Annotated in this window: 20 protein-coding genes, 1 tRNA gene and 1 riboswitch; of the genes, 12 read left to right on the forward strand and 9 right to left on the reverse strand. The window is 66.7% G+C overall.

The window, feature by feature from the left end:
* Nucleotides 1–86: 86 nt before the first annotated feature.
* From btuB to J2X06_RS03250, 3 genes are all read right to left on the reverse strand, one after another.
* Nucleotides 87–1,958 (reverse strand): TonB-dependent vitamin B12 receptor, encoded by a 1,872-nt coding sequence (gene btuB, locus J2X06_RS03240; protein WP_310058220.1) that lies wholly within the window; start codon nucleotides 1,956–1,958, stop codon nucleotides 87–89.
* A gap of 140 nt (nucleotides 1,959–2,098) precedes the next feature.
* Nucleotides 2,099–2,317, reverse strand: a riboswitch (cobalamin riboswitch).
* 100 nt (nucleotides 2,318–2,417) lie between these two features.
* A complete protein-coding gene (locus J2X06_RS03245; protein ID WP_310058223.1) occupies nucleotides 2,418–2,786 on the reverse strand; it encodes a TfoX/Sxy family protein in 369 nt (122 codons plus the stop codon).
* Nucleotides 2,783–3,268: a GAF domain-containing protein gene (locus tag J2X06_RS03250; RefSeq protein ID WP_310058226.1), complete on the reverse strand. Its 486-nt coding sequence runs from the start codon at nucleotides 3,266–3,268 to the stop codon at nucleotides 2,783–2,785. Before J2X06_RS03250 ends, J2X06_RS03245 begins: the two co-directional genes overlap by 4 nt.
* 54 nt (nucleotides 3,269–3,322) lie before the next feature.
* Here J2X06_RS03250 and bioD point away from each other — a divergent pair, with 54 nt between their 5' ends.
* The 3 genes from bioD (at nucleotide 3,323) to J2X06_RS03265 (ending at nucleotide 8,494) form a co-directional block, all read left to right on the forward strand.
* Complete coding sequence (gene bioD / locus J2X06_RS03255; protein WP_310058229.1) at nucleotides 3,323–4,009, forward strand: dethiobiotin synthase; 687 nt, start codon at nucleotides 3,323–3,325, stop codon at nucleotides 4,007–4,009.
* Nucleotides 4,010–4,124: 115 nt separating this feature from the next.
* Nucleotides 4,125–5,306, forward strand: a complete 1,182-nt coding sequence (locus tag J2X06_RS03260; RefSeq protein ID WP_310058232.1) for an efflux RND transporter periplasmic adaptor subunit — start codon at nucleotides 4,125–4,127, stop codon at nucleotides 5,304–5,306.
* A gap of 5 nt (nucleotides 5,307–5,311) precedes the next feature.
* On the forward strand, nucleotides 5,312–8,494 hold the full coding sequence (locus J2X06_RS03265; RefSeq protein ID WP_310058235.1) for a multidrug efflux RND transporter permease subunit: 3,183 nt from the start codon (nucleotides 5,312–5,314) through the stop codon (nucleotides 8,492–8,494).
* A 183-nt stretch (nucleotides 8,495–8,677) separates the two neighbouring features.
* On the opposite strand, the gene J2X06_RS03270 is transcribed toward J2X06_RS03265, so the two are convergent.
* The 3 genes from J2X06_RS03270 to J2X06_RS03280 form a co-directional block, all read right to left on the reverse strand.
* Complete coding sequence (locus J2X06_RS03270) at nucleotides 8,678–9,085, reverse strand: phasin family protein (protein WP_310058239.1); 408 nt, start codon at nucleotides 9,083–9,085, stop codon at nucleotides 8,678–8,680.
* A gap of 509 nt (nucleotides 9,086–9,594) precedes the next feature.
* A complete protein-coding gene (gene queD / locus J2X06_RS03275) occupies nucleotides 9,595–9,951 on the reverse strand; it encodes a 6-carboxytetrahydropterin synthase QueD (protein ID WP_310058242.1) in 357 nt (118 codons plus the stop codon).
* A 550-nt stretch (nucleotides 9,952–10,501) separates the two neighbouring features.
* Nucleotides 10,502–10,578: transfer RNA gene (locus J2X06_RS03280), tRNA-Met, on the reverse strand.
* Between the two features lie 116 nt (nucleotides 10,579–10,694).
* On the opposite strand from J2X06_RS03280, the gene J2X06_RS03285 reads away from it, so the two are divergent.
* From J2X06_RS03285 to bfr, 3 genes are all read left to right on the forward strand, one after another.
* Complete coding sequence (locus J2X06_RS03285; protein WP_430539482.1) at nucleotides 10,695–11,291, forward strand: RNA pyrophosphohydrolase; 597 nt, start codon at nucleotides 10,695–10,697, stop codon at nucleotides 11,289–11,291.
* A gap of 67 nt (nucleotides 11,292–11,358) precedes the next feature.
* Nucleotides 11,359–11,562, forward strand: a complete 204-nt coding sequence (locus J2X06_RS03290; RefSeq protein ID WP_310061186.1) for a (2Fe-2S)-binding protein — start codon at nucleotides 11,359–11,361, stop codon at nucleotides 11,560–11,562.
* A gap of 113 nt (nucleotides 11,563–11,675) precedes the next feature.
* Nucleotides 11,676–12,146, forward strand: coding sequence for a bacterioferritin (bfr, locus tag J2X06_RS03295; protein ID WP_310058244.1), 471 nt, complete (start codon nucleotides 11,676–11,678; stop codon nucleotides 12,144–12,146).
* Between the two features lie 75 nt (nucleotides 12,147–12,221).
* Here the strand turns inward: bfr and J2X06_RS03300 are convergent, their stop codons facing one another.
* Nucleotides 12,222–12,803, reverse strand: a complete 582-nt coding sequence (locus J2X06_RS03300; RefSeq protein WP_310058247.1) for a DUF4126 domain-containing protein — start codon at nucleotides 12,801–12,803, stop codon at nucleotides 12,222–12,224.
* 98 nt (nucleotides 12,804–12,901) lie between these two features.
* Here J2X06_RS03300 and J2X06_RS03305 point away from each other — a divergent pair, with 98 nt between their 5' ends.
* From J2X06_RS03305 to J2X06_RS03330, 6 genes are all read left to right on the forward strand, one after another.
* A complete protein-coding gene (locus tag J2X06_RS03305; RefSeq protein WP_310061190.1) occupies nucleotides 12,902–13,609 on the forward strand; it encodes a DUF6776 family protein in 708 nt (235 codons plus the stop codon).
* Between the two features lie 5 nt (nucleotides 13,610–13,614).
* Complete coding sequence (locus J2X06_RS03310; protein WP_430539483.1) at nucleotides 13,615–14,034, forward strand: bactofilin family protein; 420 nt, start codon at nucleotides 13,615–13,617, stop codon at nucleotides 14,032–14,034.
* A gap of 52 nt (nucleotides 14,035–14,086) precedes the next feature.
* Complete coding sequence (locus tag J2X06_RS03315) at nucleotides 14,087–14,821, forward strand: DUF6776 family protein (protein WP_310058249.1); 735 nt, start codon at nucleotides 14,087–14,089, stop codon at nucleotides 14,819–14,821.
* Nucleotides 14,822–14,889: 68 nt separating this feature from the next.
* The gene (gene erpA, locus J2X06_RS03320; RefSeq protein WP_310058250.1) at nucleotides 14,890–15,267 is read left to right on the forward strand and encodes an iron-sulfur cluster insertion protein ErpA; all 378 of its coding nucleotides are present in this window, start codon (nucleotides 14,890–14,892) and stop codon (nucleotides 15,265–15,267) included.
* Nucleotides 15,264–16,217 (forward strand): NAD(+) diphosphatase, encoded by a 954-nt coding sequence (gene nudC / locus J2X06_RS03325; protein ID WP_430539484.1) that lies wholly within the window; start codon nucleotides 15,264–15,266, stop codon nucleotides 16,215–16,217. The genes erpA and nudC overlap by 4 nt, the downstream gene beginning before the upstream one ends.
* Nucleotides 16,218–16,299: 82 nt before the next feature.
* On the forward strand, nucleotides 16,300–17,238 hold the full coding sequence (locus J2X06_RS03330) for a hypothetical protein (RefSeq protein WP_310061196.1): 939 nt from the start codon (nucleotides 16,300–16,302) through the stop codon (nucleotides 17,236–17,238).
* A gap of 28 nt (nucleotides 17,239–17,266) precedes the next feature.
* Here J2X06_RS03330 and J2X06_RS03335 read toward each other — a convergent pair whose 3' ends face one another.
* Together J2X06_RS03335 and J2X06_RS03340 are read right to left on the reverse strand one after the other, a co-directional pair.
* Entirely contained in the window at nucleotides 17,267–17,692 is a 426-nt protein-coding gene (locus tag J2X06_RS03335) for a DUF2752 domain-containing protein (protein WP_310058253.1), read from the reverse strand.
* A complete protein-coding gene (locus J2X06_RS03340) occupies nucleotides 17,689–18,033 on the reverse strand; it encodes a CD225/dispanin family protein (protein WP_310061198.1) in 345 nt (114 codons plus the stop codon). Before J2X06_RS03340 ends, J2X06_RS03335 begins: the two co-directional genes overlap by 4 nt.
* Nucleotides 18,034–18,169 lie beyond the last annotated feature (136 nt).

An 18,169-nucleotide genomic window follows, 5' to 3' on the forward strand; every position in this document is an offset into this window, starting at 1 on the left:
GGGTGATTGGCGTGCGGCTACGTGGGACCTCAAAAGAAAGGCCCGGCGTTTGCCGGGCCCTTCACTTGTCTGCGCAACCGCTCGTATCACTCAGCCGGTGCGTAACGCAGCGTCAGGTACCACTCGCGGCCGGGCTGGTTGTAGAACGCCACGGTCTCGTAATCGCGGTCGAACACGTTCGCCACGCGCGCCTGCAGCGACAGGGCGGACGTGAACGCGTACTCGGCGCGCAGGTCGAGCGTGCCGTAGCCGCCCAGGCGACGGCTGTTGGCCACGTCGTCGTAGCGCGAGCCTTCGCCGACCGCGGTCAGGCCGACGCGGAAGGCGCCGAACGCGCGGTCGACGTCCAGGCGGGCGCTGTTCTTCGCGCGGCGCGCCAGTTCGTTGCCCTCGAAGAAGCCGGAACGGTTCTCGGTGTCGACGTAGCTGATCGCGCCGGCGATCGTCCAGTCGGCGAGGACGGTATCGGCGCTGAGCTCGGCGCCGCGGATGCGGGCCTTGTCGACGTTGTTGGGCAGATTGACCGAAATGTCGAACGCGATCAGGTCGTCGACGTCGGTGCTGAAGGTGTCCAGGTGCGCGTTGAACGTCTCGCCGCGGAACGCCAGGCCCAGTTCCCAGGTCTTGGATTCTTCCGGGTCCAGGTTCGGGTTGCCGAAGAACGGGAAGTACAGCTCGTTGAACGTCGGTGCCTTGAAGGCGGTGCCGTAGCCGGCGGTGACGCGCCAGTATTCGGCGAAACCCAGGCCCCACGCCGCGCTGCCGGTGGTGTGGTTGCCGAACTGCTGGTTGTCGTCGTTGCGGACGCTGGCCTCCAGCGATTGCGTGTTGAACTTGCCCTGGTACTGCACGAACGCCGCCTTGTTGTCGCGCTCGGACTCGGCGTAGTCAGTCGTGCCCGAGACTTCATCACGCAGCCAATCCAGGCCGACCGTCAGCAACTGGTCCTGGGCGATGCCGAAGTCGCCCTGCAGCGTCGCGCTGTCGCGGTTGGTGCTGAAGGTGTCCAGGAACACGTCGTCGAGGAAGTTGTCGGATTCGTCCTTATTGCGGCCGGCGGTCAGGTGCAGGTCGACGCGCTCGGACGGCCGCCAGCGCAGCTTGCCGCCGATCACCTGCTGCACCGTCTCGGAGCGGTCGGTGAAATCGCCGTCGAATTCGTTGTCGCCTTCGTTGCGCAGGGCATGGCCTTCCAGGCTCCACTGCTCGTTGAAGTTGAAGCCGCCGCGCAGCGACAGTGCATCCTTCTCGTAGCCGTCGTGGTCGGGTTGCGAGTCGCGCGCGATGAAGCAGCCGCCGCCCTCGAACGTGACCGGGTCGAAGAGTCCGTAGCAGGCGTTGATGCCGTCTGTGCGGGTGTGCTGGAAGTCGGCACCGAACCAGCCGCGGTCGTTGCTGCCGCCGAAGCCCACGCCGAAGCCCTGCGTGTCGTTGCTGCCGACGTCCAGGCGCACGCGCGGCGCGAAACTGCCGCGGTCGCGGCGCGTGAACACCTGGATCACGCCGCCGATGGCATCGGCGCCGTACAGGCTCGAGCGCGGACCGCGCACGATCTCGACACGATCGATCATTTCGATCGGCAGGTCCTGCAACGATGCCAGGCCGGAGGTCGGCGAGCCGATGCGGATGCCGTCGACCAGCAGCAGCACGTGATCGGATTCGGTGCCGCGCAGGAACAGCGTGGTCAGCTTGCCCGGGCCGCCCTGGTTGCCCATCGAAATGCCGGCGCGGCCACGCAGCAGGTCCGGCAGCGAGCGCGCCTGGCTGGTCCGGATCTGCTCGCTGTCGATCACTTCCACCGGCGTCAGCGCGTCGTTGACGCTGACCGCGGTGCGGTTGGAGGTGACGACAACCTCGTCGAGGTTGGTGGCCGCGTCGTTGACCTGAGCATGTGCAGAGGCGGAAGCGACGAGCGCGCAGGCGGCGGCCAGGACGGTGATCGGGGAACGCAGTGACATCGGGTTTCTCCAGCGCACGGTCTTGGCCGTGTCGGTCGCAAGGGTGGAGCCGCGAGGAGAAGGGACAGGCCGCGTTGCGGGCGCACAGCGCCGACGTCGCCGCCGCGACGCCCTCCGCATCGCAACCAGTGAGGGCCATGGGGACCCATTGATTCGAGGCCGGTCTCCGGACTCGCGAGTGGAGGTGTCCCTCCGGCTGCGGCGCCTTCCCGTGCGATGCACAGTGGCGGATGCCGCGCTTTGACTCGCTTACCGTTGCGGGGGCAGTGCCGGAATGGCCGCTTGCGCTGGCGTCACCGGCTTCCCGTTTCAACCCGCCGGCAGGACGCCGCCGGGTCACCTCGAAGCGCGCGCAGTCTACGCGATCCGAAGGAACTGTCCAAAGAACGAAACGTCATGGCCCGATCCGATCGCGTGTGGGAGTGGTGGGAGGACGGGGAACCCGCCCTCACCGGCGGATCAGTCCTGATCGCCGGCGGCGTCGTCGAACAGGGTCGGCATCGCCATGGGCTCTTCATCCATCATCGTGGTGGTGCACGGCGAGGCGGCCGGCCGATGACGCGGCGGCGGCAGCAGCGCGGTGGCGGCTTCGGCGGCCTGGATCAATTCGTTGCGGCGCTCGTCCGGAATCTCCTGCCAGTGGCAGTCCAGCAGCGCGCCTTCGATCGCGTAGAGCAGGTTGAGCGTCGGTTTGAAGCCGGCGCGCTTGACGCGCATGAACGCCTCGACCGATCCGGCCGCGGCGATGTCCTCGGGCGTTCGCAGCCCCACTTGTCGCAGCCAGGCGGCGGACTTGGGCCCGATGTTGCGCATCTTCAATCCGTTCACGCGAGCGACTCCACGAACGCTTTCGCGATGTCTTCCAGTCCCTTCTGGTCCTGCGCGTCGAAGCGGTCCAGCTCCGGGCTGTCGAGATCGAGTACGCCAATCAGTTGGCCATCGCCAGTGAACAGCGGTACCACCACTTCCGAATTCGAGGCCGAATCGCAGGCGATATGGCCGGGGAAAGCATGCACGTCGGCGACGCGTTGCGTCTGCCGCGTCGTCGCGGCGGCGCCGCACACGCCCTTGTCGAGCGGGATGCGGATGCACGCTGGCAGGCCCTGGAAAGGCCCGACCACCAGTTCCTGGCCGTCGTAGAAATAAAAGCCCGCCCAGTTGAGCGCCGGCAGCGAGTGATAGACCAGCGCCGACAGGTTGGCGGCGTTGGCGATACGGTCGCGCTCGCCCGACATCAGTGCGCGCGCCTGCTCCAGCAGCTGCGCATACTGATCGGCCTTGTCGCCAATTAGACTTTGCGTGGTGAACATGATGATTCCTCGTCCCCAGTCTAGCAGTGCGGCCAAGCAGGACTCGTGCCGTTCATGACTCCGCGCGGCCTGTTCATCACCGGAACCGATACGGGCGTCGGCAAATCCGTCGCCACGGCGACGCTATTGTGCGCCTTGCGCACACGGGGCCTTCGTGCGATCGGCATGAAGCCGTTGGCCAGCGGATGCGAATCGACACCGTCGGGCTGGCGTAACGAGGATGCGCTGCTGCTGCAGTCGGTCAGCGATCCGGTACCCGAGTACGACCACGTCAACCCGTATGCGCTGCCTTTGCCGCTTGCGCCGGAACTGGCTTCGGCCGATGCAGGGATCGAAATCTCGCTGGCGACGATCCTCGCCGCGCACGCGCGCCTGGCCGCGCAGGCCGACACCGTCGTGGTCGAAGGCGTCGGCGGCTGGGCTGCGCCGCTGTCGGCCACGCTGGACCAGATCGACCTGGTGCGCGCGCTGGACCTGCCGGTGGTTCTGGTGGTCGGCCTGCGCCTGGGATGCCTCAACCATGCGCGCCTGACAGCGCGCGCGATCGCCGCCGACGGTGCGCGTCTGGTCGGCTGGATCGCCAACGAGATCGATCCGTCGATGCAATGCATCGACCAGAACTTCACGCTACTGCGGCAACGCCTGCCGGTACCTTGTTTGGGTCGGCTGCCTTATTCCCCCCATCCGGATCCGCAGCGTATGGCGCATTTGCTGGATCTGCCTGATGCCGCGGCCCCGTGACTTATGGGAGGTGGGCGCCGGGACGAGAATGCTAGACTGGCGAGTATAGGAATTAAACCAATCTGAGCAGCACGCTGCCTGGCAGCCGCTCGCCATGACAACTCCGGAGACCCCCATGGTCATGACTCCCCGCTCGGTGGCATTGGCCGCCGCGTTGGCATTCGCACTGTCCGCCTGCGGCGGCAAGGAACAGGCCCAGGGAGGCGGCATGCCGCCGCCGGAAGTCGGCGTGGTCAAGGTGAAGCCGGACAGCGTGGCGCTGCAGAAGGACCTGGTCGGTCGTCTGGCCCCCTACCGCAGTGCCGACGTGCGTGCCCGCGTGCCGGGTGTGCTGAAGCGCAGGCTGTATGAGGAGGGCACCGACGTCCAGGCCGGGCAGGTCCTGTTCCAGATCGACCCCGACCAGCTGCAGGCTTCGCTGGGCCAGTCGCAGGCCGCGCTGGCCTCGGCCGAGGCGACCTATGCCAATGCCAAGGCCGCGGCCGATCGCGCCCGCCGGCTGGCGCCGGCCAAGTTCGTCTCCCAGTCCGACCTGGACAACGCCCTGGCCGCCGAGCGCAGTTCCAGCGCGGCGGTGAAGCAGGCCCAGGCCGCCCTGGCCGATGCCCGCATCAATCTCGGCTACGCGACGGTGCGCGCACCGATCAGCGGCCGTGCCGGCAAGCAGCAGGTCACCGAGGGCGCGCTGGTGGGCCAGGACACGGCGACGCTGCTGACCACCGTCGACCAGATCGACCCGCTGTACGTGAACTTCTCGGTGAGCGTGACCGAGCTCGAACAGATCCGACGCACACGCACCGGCGCCGGCACCGGCGAGGGCGAGGTCGAGGTGATCCTGCCCGACGGCACCGCGTACCAGCGCATGGGCACCATGGATTTCTCCGGCGACGTCGTCGACCCGGCCACGGGCGCGATCGCGATGCGTGCGCGCATTCCCAATCCGGACAAGCGCCTGCTGCCCGGCACGTACGTCACGCTCAAGGCCACGCTCGGCGAGCAGGGCAATGCCTATCTCGTGCCGCAAGCCGGCCTGCAGCGCGATGCCAGGAGCGCCTTCGTGCTCGTGGTCGGCAACGACGGCAAGGTCGCGCGCAAGGATGTCGTCGCCGACCGCGTCCAGAGCGGCAACTGGGTGATCAGCAAGGGCCTGGCCGCGGGCGATCAGGTCATCGTGTCCGGCATCCAGCGTGCCCAGCCCGGCCAGCCGGCCAAGGCCGCGCCGTGGAAGCCGGCTGATACCGCCACGGCGGAAGGTCCGGCGCCGGCCGCGGCCGCGAAGGACCAGGCCAAGGACTGACCGCCATGTCCAGATTCTTCATCAACCACCCGGTATTCGCCTGGGTCATCGCGATCCTGATCTCGCTGTGCGGCGTGCTCGCCATCCTCAACCTGGGTGTCGAGTCGTATCCGACCATCGCGCCGCCGCAGGTCGTGGTGTCGACGAATTACCCCGGCGCCAGCGCCGAAACCGCCGAGGGCGCGGTCACGCAGGTGATCGAGCAGCAACTCACCGGCATCGACAACCTGGTCTATTTCAGCTCGTCGTCCAGTTCCAGCGGTGGTTCCAGCATCACCCTGACGTTCGCGCCCGGCACCGATCCGGACATCGCCCAGGTGCAGGTGCAGAACAAGGTCGCGCTGGCGACGCCGCGCCTGCCCACCGAAGTGACCCAGCAGGGCGTGGTGGTGGCCAAGGCCAACGCCGGCTTCCTGATGGTCGTGGCGTTGCGCGCGGACAGTGAGGCGTGGGATCGCGACGGGCTCAGCGACATCATCGGTTCGCGCGTGCTCGACCAGATCGCGCGCGTGCCGGGCGTCGGCAGCACCCAGCAGTTCGGCAGCGAATACGCCATGAACATCTGGTTGAACCCTGACCAGCTGCGCGGCTACGGCCTGTCGGCGAGCGAGGTGCTGGCGGCGGTCCGCGGCCAGAACGTGCAGTTCGCCGCCGGCAAGATCGGCGCCGATCCGGCGCCGGCAGAGCAGGGCTTCACCGCGACGGTGTCGGCCGAAGGGCGCTTCAGTACGCCCGAGCAGTTCGGCAACATCATCCTGCGCACCAACAACGATGGCACCGCGGTGCGGCTGCGCGATGTCGCCCGCATCAAGATGGGCGCGACGTTCTACGGCTTCGACAGCCGCTGGGACGGCAAGCCCGCCGCAGGTTTCGCCGTGCAACTGGCGCCCGGCGCCAACGCATTGGGCGTGGCCAAGGCGATCCGTGAGCGCATGGCAGAACTGGAACCGACGTTCCCGCAGGGCGTCACCTGGTTCTCGCCGTACGACAGCTCGACCTTCGTCGCGGTCTCGATCAAGGAAGTGATCAAGACGCTGGGCGAGGCGATCGTGCTCGTGTTCCTGGTGATGCTGATCTTCTTGCAGAATTTCCGGGCCACGCTGATCCCGACGCTGGTGATCCCGATCGCGCTGCTCGGCACGTTCCTGGGCATGTACCTGATCGGCTTCACGATCAACCAGCTGAGCCTGTTCGGCATGGTGCTGGCGATCGGCATCGTGGTCGACGACGCGATCGTGGTGATCGAGAACGTCGAACGCATCATGACCGAGGAGGGCCTGTCGCCGAAGGCGGCCACGCGCAAGTCGATGAGCCAGATCAGCGGCGCAGTCGTGGCGATCACGGTGGTGCTGGCGGCGGTGTTCATTCCCAGCGCATTCCAGGGCGGCAGCGCCGGCGAGATCTACAAGCAGTTCGCCATCACCATCGCCATGGCGATGGGCTTCTCCGCTTTCCTCGCGCTGGGCTTCACTCCCGCGCTGTGTGCGACGCTGCTCAAGCCGACCGCCGAGCATCACCGCGACAACTTCGTTTTCCGCAACTTCAACAAGCTCTACGACAAGGTCAGTTCGACCTATATCGGCCACATCGGCAGCGCAATAAGCCATGCGCCGCGCTGGATGATGGTGTTCGGCCTGCTGGTGGCGCTGTGCGGTTTCCTGTTCTTCCGCATGCCGGGCAGCTTCCTGCCGGAAGAGGACCAGGGCTATGCGATCGCACTGATCAACCTGCCGCCGGGTGCCTCGATCACGCGCACCAACACCGTGCTCGACCAGGTACGCGAAACGGTGAAGAAGGAAGAGGGCTTCGACGGCATCTTCACCGTGTCCGGCTTCAGCTTCGTGGGCCAGGGTGAGAACGTCGGCATCGCCTTCATCCGCCTCAAGCCCTGGGACGAGCGCAAGGTCACCGCGTCGGAATTCATCCAGAAGGCCAACATGGCGCTGTTCGGCATCCGCGACGCGCAGATCTTCGTGATCAACCTGCCGACGGTGAGTGGCCTGGGCCAGTTCGGTGGCTTCGACATGTACCTGCAGGATCGTCGTGGCCAGGGTCGCGACGCGTTGACCGAGGCACGTAACCAACTGCTCGGCAAGGCTGGCCAGAACAAGGCGCTGACGGGCGTGCGTCCCAACGCGCTGGAAGAGTCTCCGCAGCTCAAGCTCGACGTCGACCGCGTGCAGGCGCAGGCGATGGGCCTGTCGGTGCGCGATATCTACACCGCGATCCAGCTGATGCTGGCGCCGGTCTACGTCAACGACTTCGTCGATGCCGGCCGCGTCAAGCGCGTCACCATGCAGGCCGATGCGCCATTCCGCACCGGGCCGGGTTCGCTGACGCACTTCTATACGCCCAGCCCGAACCCCGGCAATGGCGTGGAGGACAACGATCCGGTCACCGGCTCGATGATCCCGCTGTCGAACGTGGTCAAGAACCACTGGATCATGGCCTCGCCGTCGCTGACCCGCTACAACGGTTACTCCGCCGTCGAGATCGTCGGTTCGCAGGCACCGGGCCACAGCTCTGGCGAGGCCATGCAGGCGATGCAGAGCATCGTCGAGAACGACCTGCCGCCGGGCTTCGGCTATGACTGGACCGGCCAGTCCTATCAGGAAATCCTCGCCGGCGCCCAGGCGCCGATGCTGATGGCGTTGTCGATCCTGGTCGTGTTCCTGTGCCTGGCGGCGTTGTACGAGAGCTGGTCGGTGCCGGTGGCGGTGCTGCTGGTGGTGCCGCTGGGCGCGTTGGGCGCGGTGATGTTCTCGATGCTGCGCGGCTTGCCCAACGACATCTACTTCAAGATCGGCCTGATCACGGTCATTGGCCTGGCGGCGAAGAACGCCATCCTGATCGTCGAGTTCGCCATCGAGCAGCGCAAGCACGGCAAGACGCTGCGCGAGGCGACGATCGAGGCGGCGCACCTGCGCTTCCGCCCGATCCTGATGACCTCGTTCGCCTTCATCATGGGTGTGTTCCCGCTGGCTATCTCCAGCGGCGCCGGCGCCAACTCGCGCCACGCGATCGGCACCGGCGTGATCGGCGGCATGATGTTCGCGACCTTCCTCGGCCTGCTGCTGATCCCGGTGTTCTATGTCGCGGTGCGCCGCGTGCTGGGCGACAAGCTGGACGAAGCTCCGAAGCTCGAACAGGATGAGGACGAGGAGCCGCAGACCAGGCCCGCGATGTAATTCCATCCGGCTCCGCTCGATGAGCCAACGACAAAGGCCCGCCTTCCAGCGGGCCTTTGTTTTGCATGATCGGTGTTGATGGCTGCCCGGTCGTCGGACAAGAAAAAACCCGGCAACCTGCGTTGCCGGGTTATCAATCCGCCGTGAAGCGGAGAGGAGAGAGTACTGGGGTGTACGTAACGCTTACTTGGCAGCGGCCTTGGTCGCGGTCGCGCCCTTGACGGCCTTTTCGACGTCGGCCAGCGTGGTCTTGGTGGCGGCTTCGAACTGCGACTTGGCCAGTTCGGTGATGGCGCCCTGCGCCTTCATCGTGCGACCGAACACTTCCTGGCCGGTGCTGACGCCGCGCTCGAGGTTCTCGCGGGCAACCTGCACGCCCTTCGGCAACAGGGTCTTGAGGCCGTCGAGATCGCGCACTTCAGCGGCTTCGCCGAAGAAGGCGAAGGTGGCGTTGACGCGCTCTTCGATCGCGGCCAGTTGCAGGCCGAACACGGCCGAGGCGTTGTCGAGGGCCAGGCGGTTGGCCTGTGCGGCCGTTTCCGCGAACTGGCGCGTAGCGGCGGCAAACTGTTCGTTGATCGGCTGGTACATGGCGAACTCCTGAGATTCCGTAGAGGGAAATCAATCCGGTTGTCGGATTGTGCGGTGCAGCATAATCCGGGTTTTGTTGCAATGCAACATCCGTGGCGGGTGGGTTCAGGGAGTGGTTGGGGAGGTCATGGCGGGCTGGCAGGATCCGGCGACAGCCGATGGGCTGAATGGATGACGGGCGACCCGGGCGTGCCCGCCTGGCACGGAGGATGGCCTTGCAGGATGACGAAACGATGATGGACCCCGATTCCCGGTACTCCGGCGCGCGTCCCGCCGCACGGTGTGGCTGCGCTGGTTGACCGGTGGAATGGAGCGGGTGCTGTGGAGCATCACGCCGCCGTCGGGGTGCGAGTGATGTGGGGCAGACATTGGCGCCGATCCCCGAAGCCCTGGCCGGGACCGGATGCGATCCCGCCGCGCCCGTCCTGGGCGCCGCCGCCCACGGGTCGGCTATCGGCGTGCTCAAGATGCTCGAACGCGAGCGCATCCCGGTCCGCGGTTTGACTGCTTCAGCGGCCGCGGTAGTGGCAGCCGGAGGTGCAGGTCTCATGCACCACCACTTCCGCCAGCAGCGGCAGTTGCGGCTTCAGGCGATCCCAGATCCATACCGCCAGCCGCTCGCTGGTCGGGTTGTCCAGGCCCTCGATATCGTTGAGGTAGTGGTGGTCGAGCTGGTCGTACAGCGGCTGGAACGTCGTCTTGAGGTCGGCGAAGTCCATCACCCAGCCGGCGTGCGGATCGATGTCGCCCTCGACGTGGAGTTCCACGCGGAAGCTGTGCCCGTGCAGGCGCGCGCACTTGTGCCCAGCGGGCACGTTCGGCAGCCGGTGCGCCGCCTCGATGGTGAATACCTTGAAAATCTTCATGTGCTCAGTTTACGCCGGGGCGGCCCGCGGTTGGCCCGGGCGGGTCATTGGCTGGCTGACGAGGCAGTAATCCGGCCACGGTTGCATGGCGTCCAGGCAGTAATTGATCCTCATGGAGTTGAGAAGGCTCGATGGTTCATGCGCCCGTGCAGCGAATTCCCCTCCCGCCTGAGGCTTCCCGGGTGCATTGGCTGCTCCAAGCCTCCTATGCGAGCGGGGAGGGGGCTTCAGCCCGTTGCTGGAGTGTTGTCGCATGACCGCGTTTCATCTGTACCGCACTGCTTTGCAGAGCTGATGAAATGCCTCCCCCAACGACCATCACGCTGCAGGAAAAATAAGACTCCCCCAATAGCCGATGAAGTCGCCAGGCAGCTTGCCCTGCGAGTGTTCGCGATGTTTGTTCTTCGTGCGATCAAGCGCCGAATGGATTGGGATGGGCGATGATCGGCAAGAACGGAGAGGTCCCAGATCTACACACCGGGACGGCCGCGCACGACAACTCAGAAACAAAAAACCCCGCGTCTCCGCAGGGCTTTCATCTCGACGCGTTTGGTGGCTATGGGTGGACTCGAACCACCGACCCCAGCATTATGAGTGCTGTGCTCTAACCGGCTGAGCTACATAGCCGCGGAGAATCGCCAATTATTCATGCCGCGATGGTCTCCGTCAATCGCCTCCCGCCGACTTGTGGTCATCGGTGACGGCGTGGCAGAGTCAGAGACAGTGAATTTGGAGTCCGCATCGTGATCGATCCGGACGGCTATCGCCCCAACGTCGGCATCGTATTGATGCACCCGGACGGACGTGTCTTCTGGGCACGCCGTGTGAACCGGGACGGCTGGCAGTTCCCGCAGGGCGGGATGAATACCGACGAGACCCCGCTCGAGGCTATGTACCGCGAGTTGCGCGAGGAAACCGGGCTGCTGCCCGAGCATGTCGAGGTGCTGGGGGCGACCCCGGGATGGCTACGCTACCGCCTGCCGCAACGTGCGATCCGGCGCCACGATCGTCTGGTCTGCATCGGCCAGAAACAGGTGTGGTTCCTGCTGCGCCTGACCGGGCAGGAGTCCGACCTGCGTCTGGATCTGACCGACAAACCTGAATTCGACCATTGGCGCTGGGTGGACTTCTGGTATCCGGTCGAGCATGTGGTCGTATTTAAACGCGGCGTGTACGCCAGCGCCCTGCGCCATCTGGCGCCGGCGGCGCGGCAGGTGGCCGGCGCCCAGGCCGTTCCGGCGCCCGGGCCGCGGCCGGACCCGGGGCGGAACCGCCCAAGGCGGCGCTTCCGCCCGCCGGGAGCGGCTGCCCGGGGCGGGACCGATCCTGCTGTTAATTGACAATCATTCTCATTCATGGCGGAATGACGCCCGCAGCCAATCCGGCTGCTTGCCCAGTCCGACCGCCGTGTACGTCTGCATCTGCAATGGGGTTACCGATCACGATATCCGCGACGCGGCCGAAGCCGGCTGCCGGAGCGTGACCGAACTGACGATGCGCACCGGCGCCGGTGCCAATTGCGGCAGTTGCCTGGACATGGCCGGCTCCCTGCTCGAAGCCGCCCACGCGGTCCGCGACCTGCCATTCGCGGTCCTGCAGGAAGCCGCGTAAGCGCTCCCAATCGCTACTGATTCCCGGTCGCGGATGCATACGATTCGCGTTCCGACGAGTGTGCGTGAACAGGCTTAAAGTGGCGCCCATCGAACGGGCAAGGGAGCCACGCCATGAAAGGCGACGCCAAGGTCATCGAGTACCTCAACAAGGCGCTCTATAATGAGCTGACCGCGATCAACCAGTACTTCCTGCACGCCAAGATGCTGAAGAACTGGGGTCTGAAGGAACTCGCCGAGCACGAGTACCACGAGTCCATCGACGAGATGAAGCACGCGGACAAGCTGTCCGAGCGCATTCTCTTCCTCGACGGATTGCCCAATTTCCAGGCGCTCGGCAAGCTACGCATCGGCGAGAACCCGCGCGAGCTGCTCAACTGCGACCTAGCGCTGGAACTGGAAGCGCTGCCGCTGCTGCGCGAAGCGATCAAGTATTGCGAGACCGTGGGTGACTACGTCAGCCGCAAGCTCTTCGCCGACATCCTCGATTCGGAGGAAGAGCACATCGACTGGATCGAGACGCAACTGGCGCTGATCGAACGCCTGGGCGAGCAGAACTACCTGCTGACCAAGATCGAGGAATAAGCGGGACTATCGCAACCGCTGCTGGACCAAACCATGACGCCGCCGGAGATCCCGGCGGCGTTCGTTTTTGTGGCCTCAGGCGGTGCCCGGCTTCGGCGTCCGCCGGAACAGCTTGCGCCAGACCCACCACAGCATCAGCGCGACCAGCGTCGACACCACCAGCGCGAGGCTGAGAGCGATCCAGGGATGGGCAAACACCAGCGCCAGGCCGCCGACGACCGCTACGTCCTCGCTCACCGATGCGGTCCAGTTGCTGACCGGTTCCGGCGAGGTATTGAGCAACGCGCGCGAGCCGGACTTGAGCACGTGGCTGGCCAAGGCGATGCCGGCGCCGGCGGCCATGGCGCCGGCACCGAGGTGGCCGTCCGGCGACAGCGTGGCCGCGGCGAGGAACGCCCCGGCGGGCACGCGCAGCAGGGTCTGCAGCAGGTCCCAGACCGAATCCACGCCCGGGATCTTGTCGGCGAAGAACTCCGCGGCCGCCAGCGCGCCCGATACGCCCAGTACCCAGGGCGATTGCGCCGGCTCCAGGGCCTGCGGAAGATCCACCCAGCCCATCGCGCCGGCCAAGCCGACGCCGAATACGGTGAGGTAGGCGCGGATGCCGGCCAGCCAGGCCAGCATCACGCCAATTGCGAACAGGTGCGCAGAGGACATGGCGGCATTCCCGCTAGACTCGGGGCGAGTATAGGGGGAAGTCGGCGGCGAGCCGCTTCGGCATGAGCAGATCCAGGGGCACGACAACACCGCGTTTAATGGTCGTCCAGCAACGCCAGGACAGGCGTCCGCTCGTCTGGACGGCGGCGGTCGCGGCGCTGTGGGCGGCATCGCTGGGGGCGATCTGGGCCTGGGCGACGTGGCGCGCCGCGCCGCAGTTGCCGCAACTGAGCGATGAGCTCGACAGCGTCCGCGGCGAGTTACGCCAGTGGCATCGCCAGGCCGAATCGCTGAAGCAGCGCGAGGCCACGCTGGAGCGTTCCGACCAGATCAGCCGCAACGCCAACCTGCAGATGCAGAACGCGTTGGCGGCACGAGAGCAGGAGATCGCCTCGCTGCGCGCCAATGTCGCCTTCTACGAGCGCCTGGTCGGCGCCACGTCGCAGCCCAAAGGGCTGAATGTCTATTCGGCGGCATTCACGCCGGAAACGGGTGGCACCTGGCGCTACCAGATGGTGCTGACGCAAAGCCTCAATCGCGGCGCGGTCAGCAATGGCAAGTTGCAGTTCGTGCTCGAAGGCGTCCGTCACGGCAAGCTGGCCACGATCGGCTGGGACGAACTTCACCAGCGCGCCGCCGCGCCACCGCAGAATTATTCTTTCCGCTACTTCCAGCAGGTCGACGGCAGCGTGATGTTGCCGGCGGGCTTCACGCCGCAGCGCGTGCGGGTGTCGCTGCACGGCGACAGCGGCACCGTGGAGCAGACGCTGGGATGGAAGCGCACCAACGTCACCGGGGAAACGTGAGCAACATGTTCAAGAACAAGCCGGCCCAGAACGCGGGCCAGATCGACACCCTCATCGGCCCGCAGGTCGTGATTCGCGGGGATCTGCATTTCAGTGGCGGGCTGTATATCGAAGGCCGGATCATCGGCAAGGTGATCGCCGATGAAGGGCAGCACGCGATCCTGACGCTGGCCGAGCAGGGCAGCATCGAGGGCGAGGTGCGGGCCCCGGTGGTGGTCATCAACGGCCAGCTCCATGGCGATGTTCACGCCGGCGACCGCGTCGAGCTTGCTGCCAAGGCGCGCGTGCGCGGCAACGTCCACTACCAGGTGGTCGAAATGACCGCCGGTGCGCAGCTGACTGGCCGCCTGATCCATGCCGACGCCGCCGAGACCGCATGGCCCGTAGCTGAAGCCATGGTGGACGCCGGAGCCCTGGCCGGCTGACCGTACGCCGGCAGCGAGGTAGGCTGGTCGCCGCACTCCCGTGGCGACCGGCATGGACTCACCCGCAACCGCTTCCTCAAGCCGCTCGACGACACGACGCTGGCAGATCGCTGGCGCGGTGACGCTGGTCGTGGCGCTCGCGTTTGGCGGCTGGGGTCTGTGGCGCGTGCTGGCGCCGGTGCCGGACGACCTGCGCACCCAGTTCGGCGATAGCCAGCGACGCGCCCGCCACCTCCAGACCGAGGTCGACCAGTTGCAGCAACGGGTCACCACGCTGTCGCGCTCCGACCAGATCAGCCGCGAAGCCAACCGCGACCTGCAGGGCACGCTCGCCGAGCGCGACGAGGAGATCGCCGGCCTGCGTGCCGACGTGGCCTTCTACGAGCGCCTGGTCGGGAGCACCTCACAGCGCCGCGGCCTGACCGTGCACGCGCTGCGGATGCAGCCGCAGAACGACACCGCCTGGCACTTCACCACGACGCTGACGCAGAACCTCAATCGCGGCGCGGTCAGTACTGGCCAGCTTACGTTGACCATCGAAGGCACCCGCGCCGGCCGGCTGGAGAAGCTGGCCTGGGCCGAACTGCGTCAGCAGCCCGAAGCGCCGGGGCTGGGGTATTCGTTCAAGTATTTCCAGCAGGTCGAAGGCGACGTGTTCCTGCCGCAGGGGTTTGCGCCGGTACGGGTCGCGGTGCGGCTGGCGCCGCAACAGGGCGCGGCGATCGAGCAGTCGTTCACCTGGGCCGACGCGACCCGCGAGATCGCGCCCACCACTGCGGCGCAGTAAGGACCACAGCCGCCGCGTGATGAATGGTCAAGCTTGAATGACGCGCCCGCGGGCCCCATCCTGAGCGGATGGAATCGCTTATCCCCACGCTCGCAACGCCGGATTACCAGTCGCTCGACCGTCCCCTGGAGTTCTCTCCCGCGGCGGCCGCCAAGGTCCGCGAACTGATCGCGGAGGAAGGTAACGCCGCGCTCAAGCTGCGCGTCTACATCCAGGGCGGCGGCTGTTCCGGCTTCCAGTACGGGTTCGAGTTCGATGAGCAGCAGGCCGAGGACGACCTGGCCGTGCTGACCGACGGCGTCACCCTGCTGGTCGATCCGCTCAGCCTGCAGTACCTGATGGGTGCGCAGGTCGACTACACCGAAAGCCTGCACGGTGCGCAGTTCGTGATCCGCAATCCGAACGCGAAGACGACCTGCGGCTGCGGCTCGTCGTTCGCGGTGTGAGCCAACCCACGGCACCTTTCGCATTCGTCGAGGCCGGCGCCGACGCCGCCTGTCGCAGCGCGCTGGATCGCGCTGATCGCCTGCGCAACGACACGGCCGCGCTGACGACCCTGTGGCCGCGGTCGCGGGTGATCCTGCTCGACGAGCAGGGGCTCGCGTACGCCGACGACGCGCGCGGGCTTTGCGCGCCTCGTGGCGAACAGATCAGCGAAGGCCCGGGTGGTGTCGGCGCGGCGGTCTTCCTCGGTCTGGATGCGCAGGGAGGCGGCTGGTTCGCGCTCGATGCCGCCCTGACCGCCTACGAGGCCCCGCAACTGATCGACCTGCGCAGCGCCGCCGCGCTGTGGCCGGCTTTCGAGGCCAGCGTGTTCGCGCAGGCACGCGCGCTGCAGCACTGGCGCCGGCGTCACCGCTATTGCGGCGTGTGTGGAGGCGAAGTGGCGTTCTCGCACGGCGGCTGGCAAGGTCATTGCGGCCAGTGCGGCGCCGAGCATTACCCGCGCACCGATCCGGCGGTCATCGTCGCTGTCAGCGATGGTGAGCGATTGCTGCTGGGCCGCCAGAGCACCTGGGCGCCGCGGCGCTATTCGGTGATTGCCGGCTTCGTCGAGCCCGGAGAAACGCTGGAGCAGACCGTCGCCCGCGAAGTGCTGGAAGAAGCCGGCGTGCGCGTGCGCCGCTGCCGCTACCTCGCATCGCAGCCGTGGCCGTTCCCCGGCGCGCTGATGCTGGGATTCTCTGCCGAAGCCGAACCCGACGAGCCGCAGGTCGACGACGAGCTCGAAGAGGCGCGCTGGTTCACCGCCGAGGAAGTGCGCGCGGCCCTCGCCCGCGGCGAGCCCGGTGGCCAGGCCGACGACGGCGGGCCGTTGTTGTCACCGAGCATCTCGATTTCGCATTGGCTGATCGTGCAATGGCTCACGCTTGCGCAGTCCGGGCGGCTCGCTTGAGCGTGGACGCGGCAGGCTAGAGGCATGGCAGGCTAGAATCGCGGCAGCATCCGTGCCAGGCCGGGAGAAGCACTGAATGTCCATCTCCGTCACCCTGATCGCCGTTGTCGTAGCGTTGCTGCTGGGACATCTGGCGCAGTCGCTGGCGGCCTCGGTGCGCCATTACGACTGGTTCTCCACCTGGCTGCGCTGGCTCGACGGACGCTTCCCGGATGGCAGCTTCTGGCGCGGGCGTTGGGGCATCGTCGTGGCATTGCTGCCGCCGGTGCTGGCGGTTGGACTGTTCCAGGCCGCCTTGGACGAGCCGTTGCTGGGCCTGGTCGGGCTCGTCTTTGGCGTGGTCGTCCTGTTCTATGCCTGGGGGCCGCGCGACTTGGACCTGGACGTGCAGGCGATCGTGGATGCGCCCGATACCGCCGCGCGTCGCGCTGCCGCGGCGCGGCTGTGGCCGGAAGGCGCCACGCCTGCGCTGGATGGCGCCTCGCTGGTCGAAGCAGTGTTCCGCAATGCATTGCTGCGCTGGTTCGGCGTGTTGTTCTGGTTCCTGTTGCTGGGGCCGATGGGCGCGTTGTTGTATCGCCTTACGGCGTTGGCCGCCGAAGGTCCCGGCGCCAGTTCGCTGCCGTACGAGACCCGCAGCGGTGCGCGCAGGCTGATGGCGATCCTGGATTGGCCGGTGGCGCAGCTGATGACGCTGTCGCTGGCACTGGTGGGCAACTTCGACACGGTGCTCGGCGTCTGGCGCGAGGCCGGCGGTGCCATGTTCCAGCTCGATACGCGTTTCCTCGGTGCGGCCGCGCGTGCCAGCGTCAAATGCGAACTGGCCGAAGAGGCTGCGGATTACATCGACGATGCGGGCAATGCCGAAGCCGGCGAGGGTGGCCTGCCGCCACCGCCACCGGCGCTGCAACCCAGCGGCGACGTGCCCGAACTGCGCGATGCGATGAGCCTGGTCTGGCGCATCCTGCTGGTATGGCTGGCGGTGCTGGCGCTGTTCGTGATTGCCGGCTGGGTGAACTGATCCACGCTCACTCCTTCGCTACGCGCCGCTAGCCGGGCGCCATCCAGGCGAACGCCGCCCAGGGCAGGTTGCGCAGGACGCCGAACGCGACCAGCAGCGCGATCCACGCCTTTCCGTTCATCAGTACGCGCGAGAATGGCGCGGGCAATGCCGGCTGTCGGCCGAGCTGGTGCCAGGTCATCGCCGGCAGCAGCGCGAGCATCAGCACGATCATCGGATTCATCGCCCATGCGCGCGCGACATCGGCGTGCAACAGCGCATGCAATGCGCGGGTCATGCCGCAGCCGGGGCAATAGAGTCCCGTCAACAAGCGGAACAGGCATTGCGGCAGTGGGCTGTCGGCGGCGTTCGGGTCGAACACGAACAGCAACCCGGCACCGGTCGCCAGGGCGGCGACCAGCAAAAGCGCGACTGCCGCCTTGCGCGTGGCGGGCGACAGCCGCGCGACCGTCACGACTGCGGTACCGGCTGCGCCTGCTGCAACTGTTGCATCTGCCGCATCATCTCCATGTACTGCGCGGCGCCGCCGGCGGCGATCCAGACGATACTGAGCAACAGACCGAGGATGCACAGGCCGGTCGTGATCCAGCACCAGAGTTTGGCGTTGCGTGAAGCTTCCGCGGCGCCAGCCAGGTCGCCTGCATTCAACTTGCTGTTGACCTGCGAGGAATACACGATCGCGACGATGCCCGGAATGGTGCCGACCACGCAGCACAGGCACAGCGAAGCGACGGTGATCAGGATCGACCAGACCAGATGGTTGGGCACCGACTGCGTCGGGACCGGTGGCGGCATGCTCATGAGTTCCCCTGCTTTGTGATTTTTAAGTGCGGCTTACGGCTGGAACAAGTGTTGATTCGTCGCCCGCAACCTCCGACGACGTCCCGGTCCGGATGCTAGCAGTGGGAGTTGGCCGCCGACAGTCAGGCGG

The sequence above is a fragment of the Lysobacter niastensis genome, from assembly GCF_031457115.1.
In the GTDB taxonomy this organism is placed as follows: Bacteria; Pseudomonadota; Gammaproteobacteria; order Xanthomonadales; family Xanthomonadaceae; genus Lysobacter_J; species Lysobacter_J niastensis_A.

Bases quoted from the DNA above. Each gene is read 5' to 3' on its own strand.
- J2X06_RS03260 (WP_310058232.1), top strand. From the start codon at position 4,125: ATGGTCATGACTCCCCGCTCGGTGGCATTGGCCGCCGCGTTGGCATTC.
- bioD (WP_310058229.1), top strand. From the start codon at position 3,323: ATGACTCCGCGCGGCCTGTTCATCACCGGAACCGATACGGGCGTCGGC.
- J2X06_RS03300 (WP_310058247.1), bottom strand. From the start codon at position 12,803: ATGTCCTCTGCGCACCTGTTCGCAATTGGCGTGATGCTGGCCTGGCTG.
- J2X06_RS03310 (WP_430539483.1), top strand. From the start codon at position 13,615: ATGTTCAAGAACAAGCCGGCCCAGAACGCGGGCCAGATCGACACCCTC.
- J2X06_RS03250 (WP_310058226.1), bottom strand. From the start codon at position 3,268: ATGTTCACCACGCAAAGTCTAATTGGCGACAAGGCCGATCAGTATGCG.
- erpA (WP_310058250.1), top strand. From the start codon at position 14,890: ATGGAATCGCTTATCCCCACGCTCGCAACGCCGGATTACCAGTCGCTC.
- J2X06_RS03315 (WP_310058249.1), top strand. From the start codon at position 14,087: ATGGACTCACCCGCAACCGCTTCCTCAAGCCGCTCGACGACACGACGC.
- btuB (WP_310058220.1), bottom strand. From the start codon at position 1,958: ATGTCACTGCGTTCCCCGATCACCGTCCTGGCCGCCGCCTGCGCGCTC.
- J2X06_RS03270 (WP_310058239.1), bottom strand. From the start codon at position 9,085: ATGTACCAGCCGATCAACGAACAGTTTGCCGCCGCTACGCGCCAGTTC.
- queD (WP_310058242.1), bottom strand. From the start codon at position 9,951: ATGAAGATTTTCAAGGTATTCACCATCGAGGCGGCGCACCGGCTGCCG.
- J2X06_RS03340 (WP_310061198.1), bottom strand. From the start codon at position 18,033: ATGCCGCCACCGGTCCCGACGCAGTCGGTGCCCAACCATCTGGTCTGG.
- J2X06_RS03305 (WP_310061190.1), top strand. From the start codon at position 12,902: ATGGTCGTCCAGCAACGCCAGGACAGGCGTCCGCTCGTCTGGACGGCG.
- bfr (WP_310058244.1), top strand. From the start codon at position 11,676: ATGAAAGGCGACGCCAAGGTCATCGAGTACCTCAACAAGGCGCTCTAT.
- J2X06_RS03265 (WP_310058235.1), top strand. From the start codon at position 5,312: ATGTCCAGATTCTTCATCAACCACCCGGTATTCGCCTGGGTCATCGCG.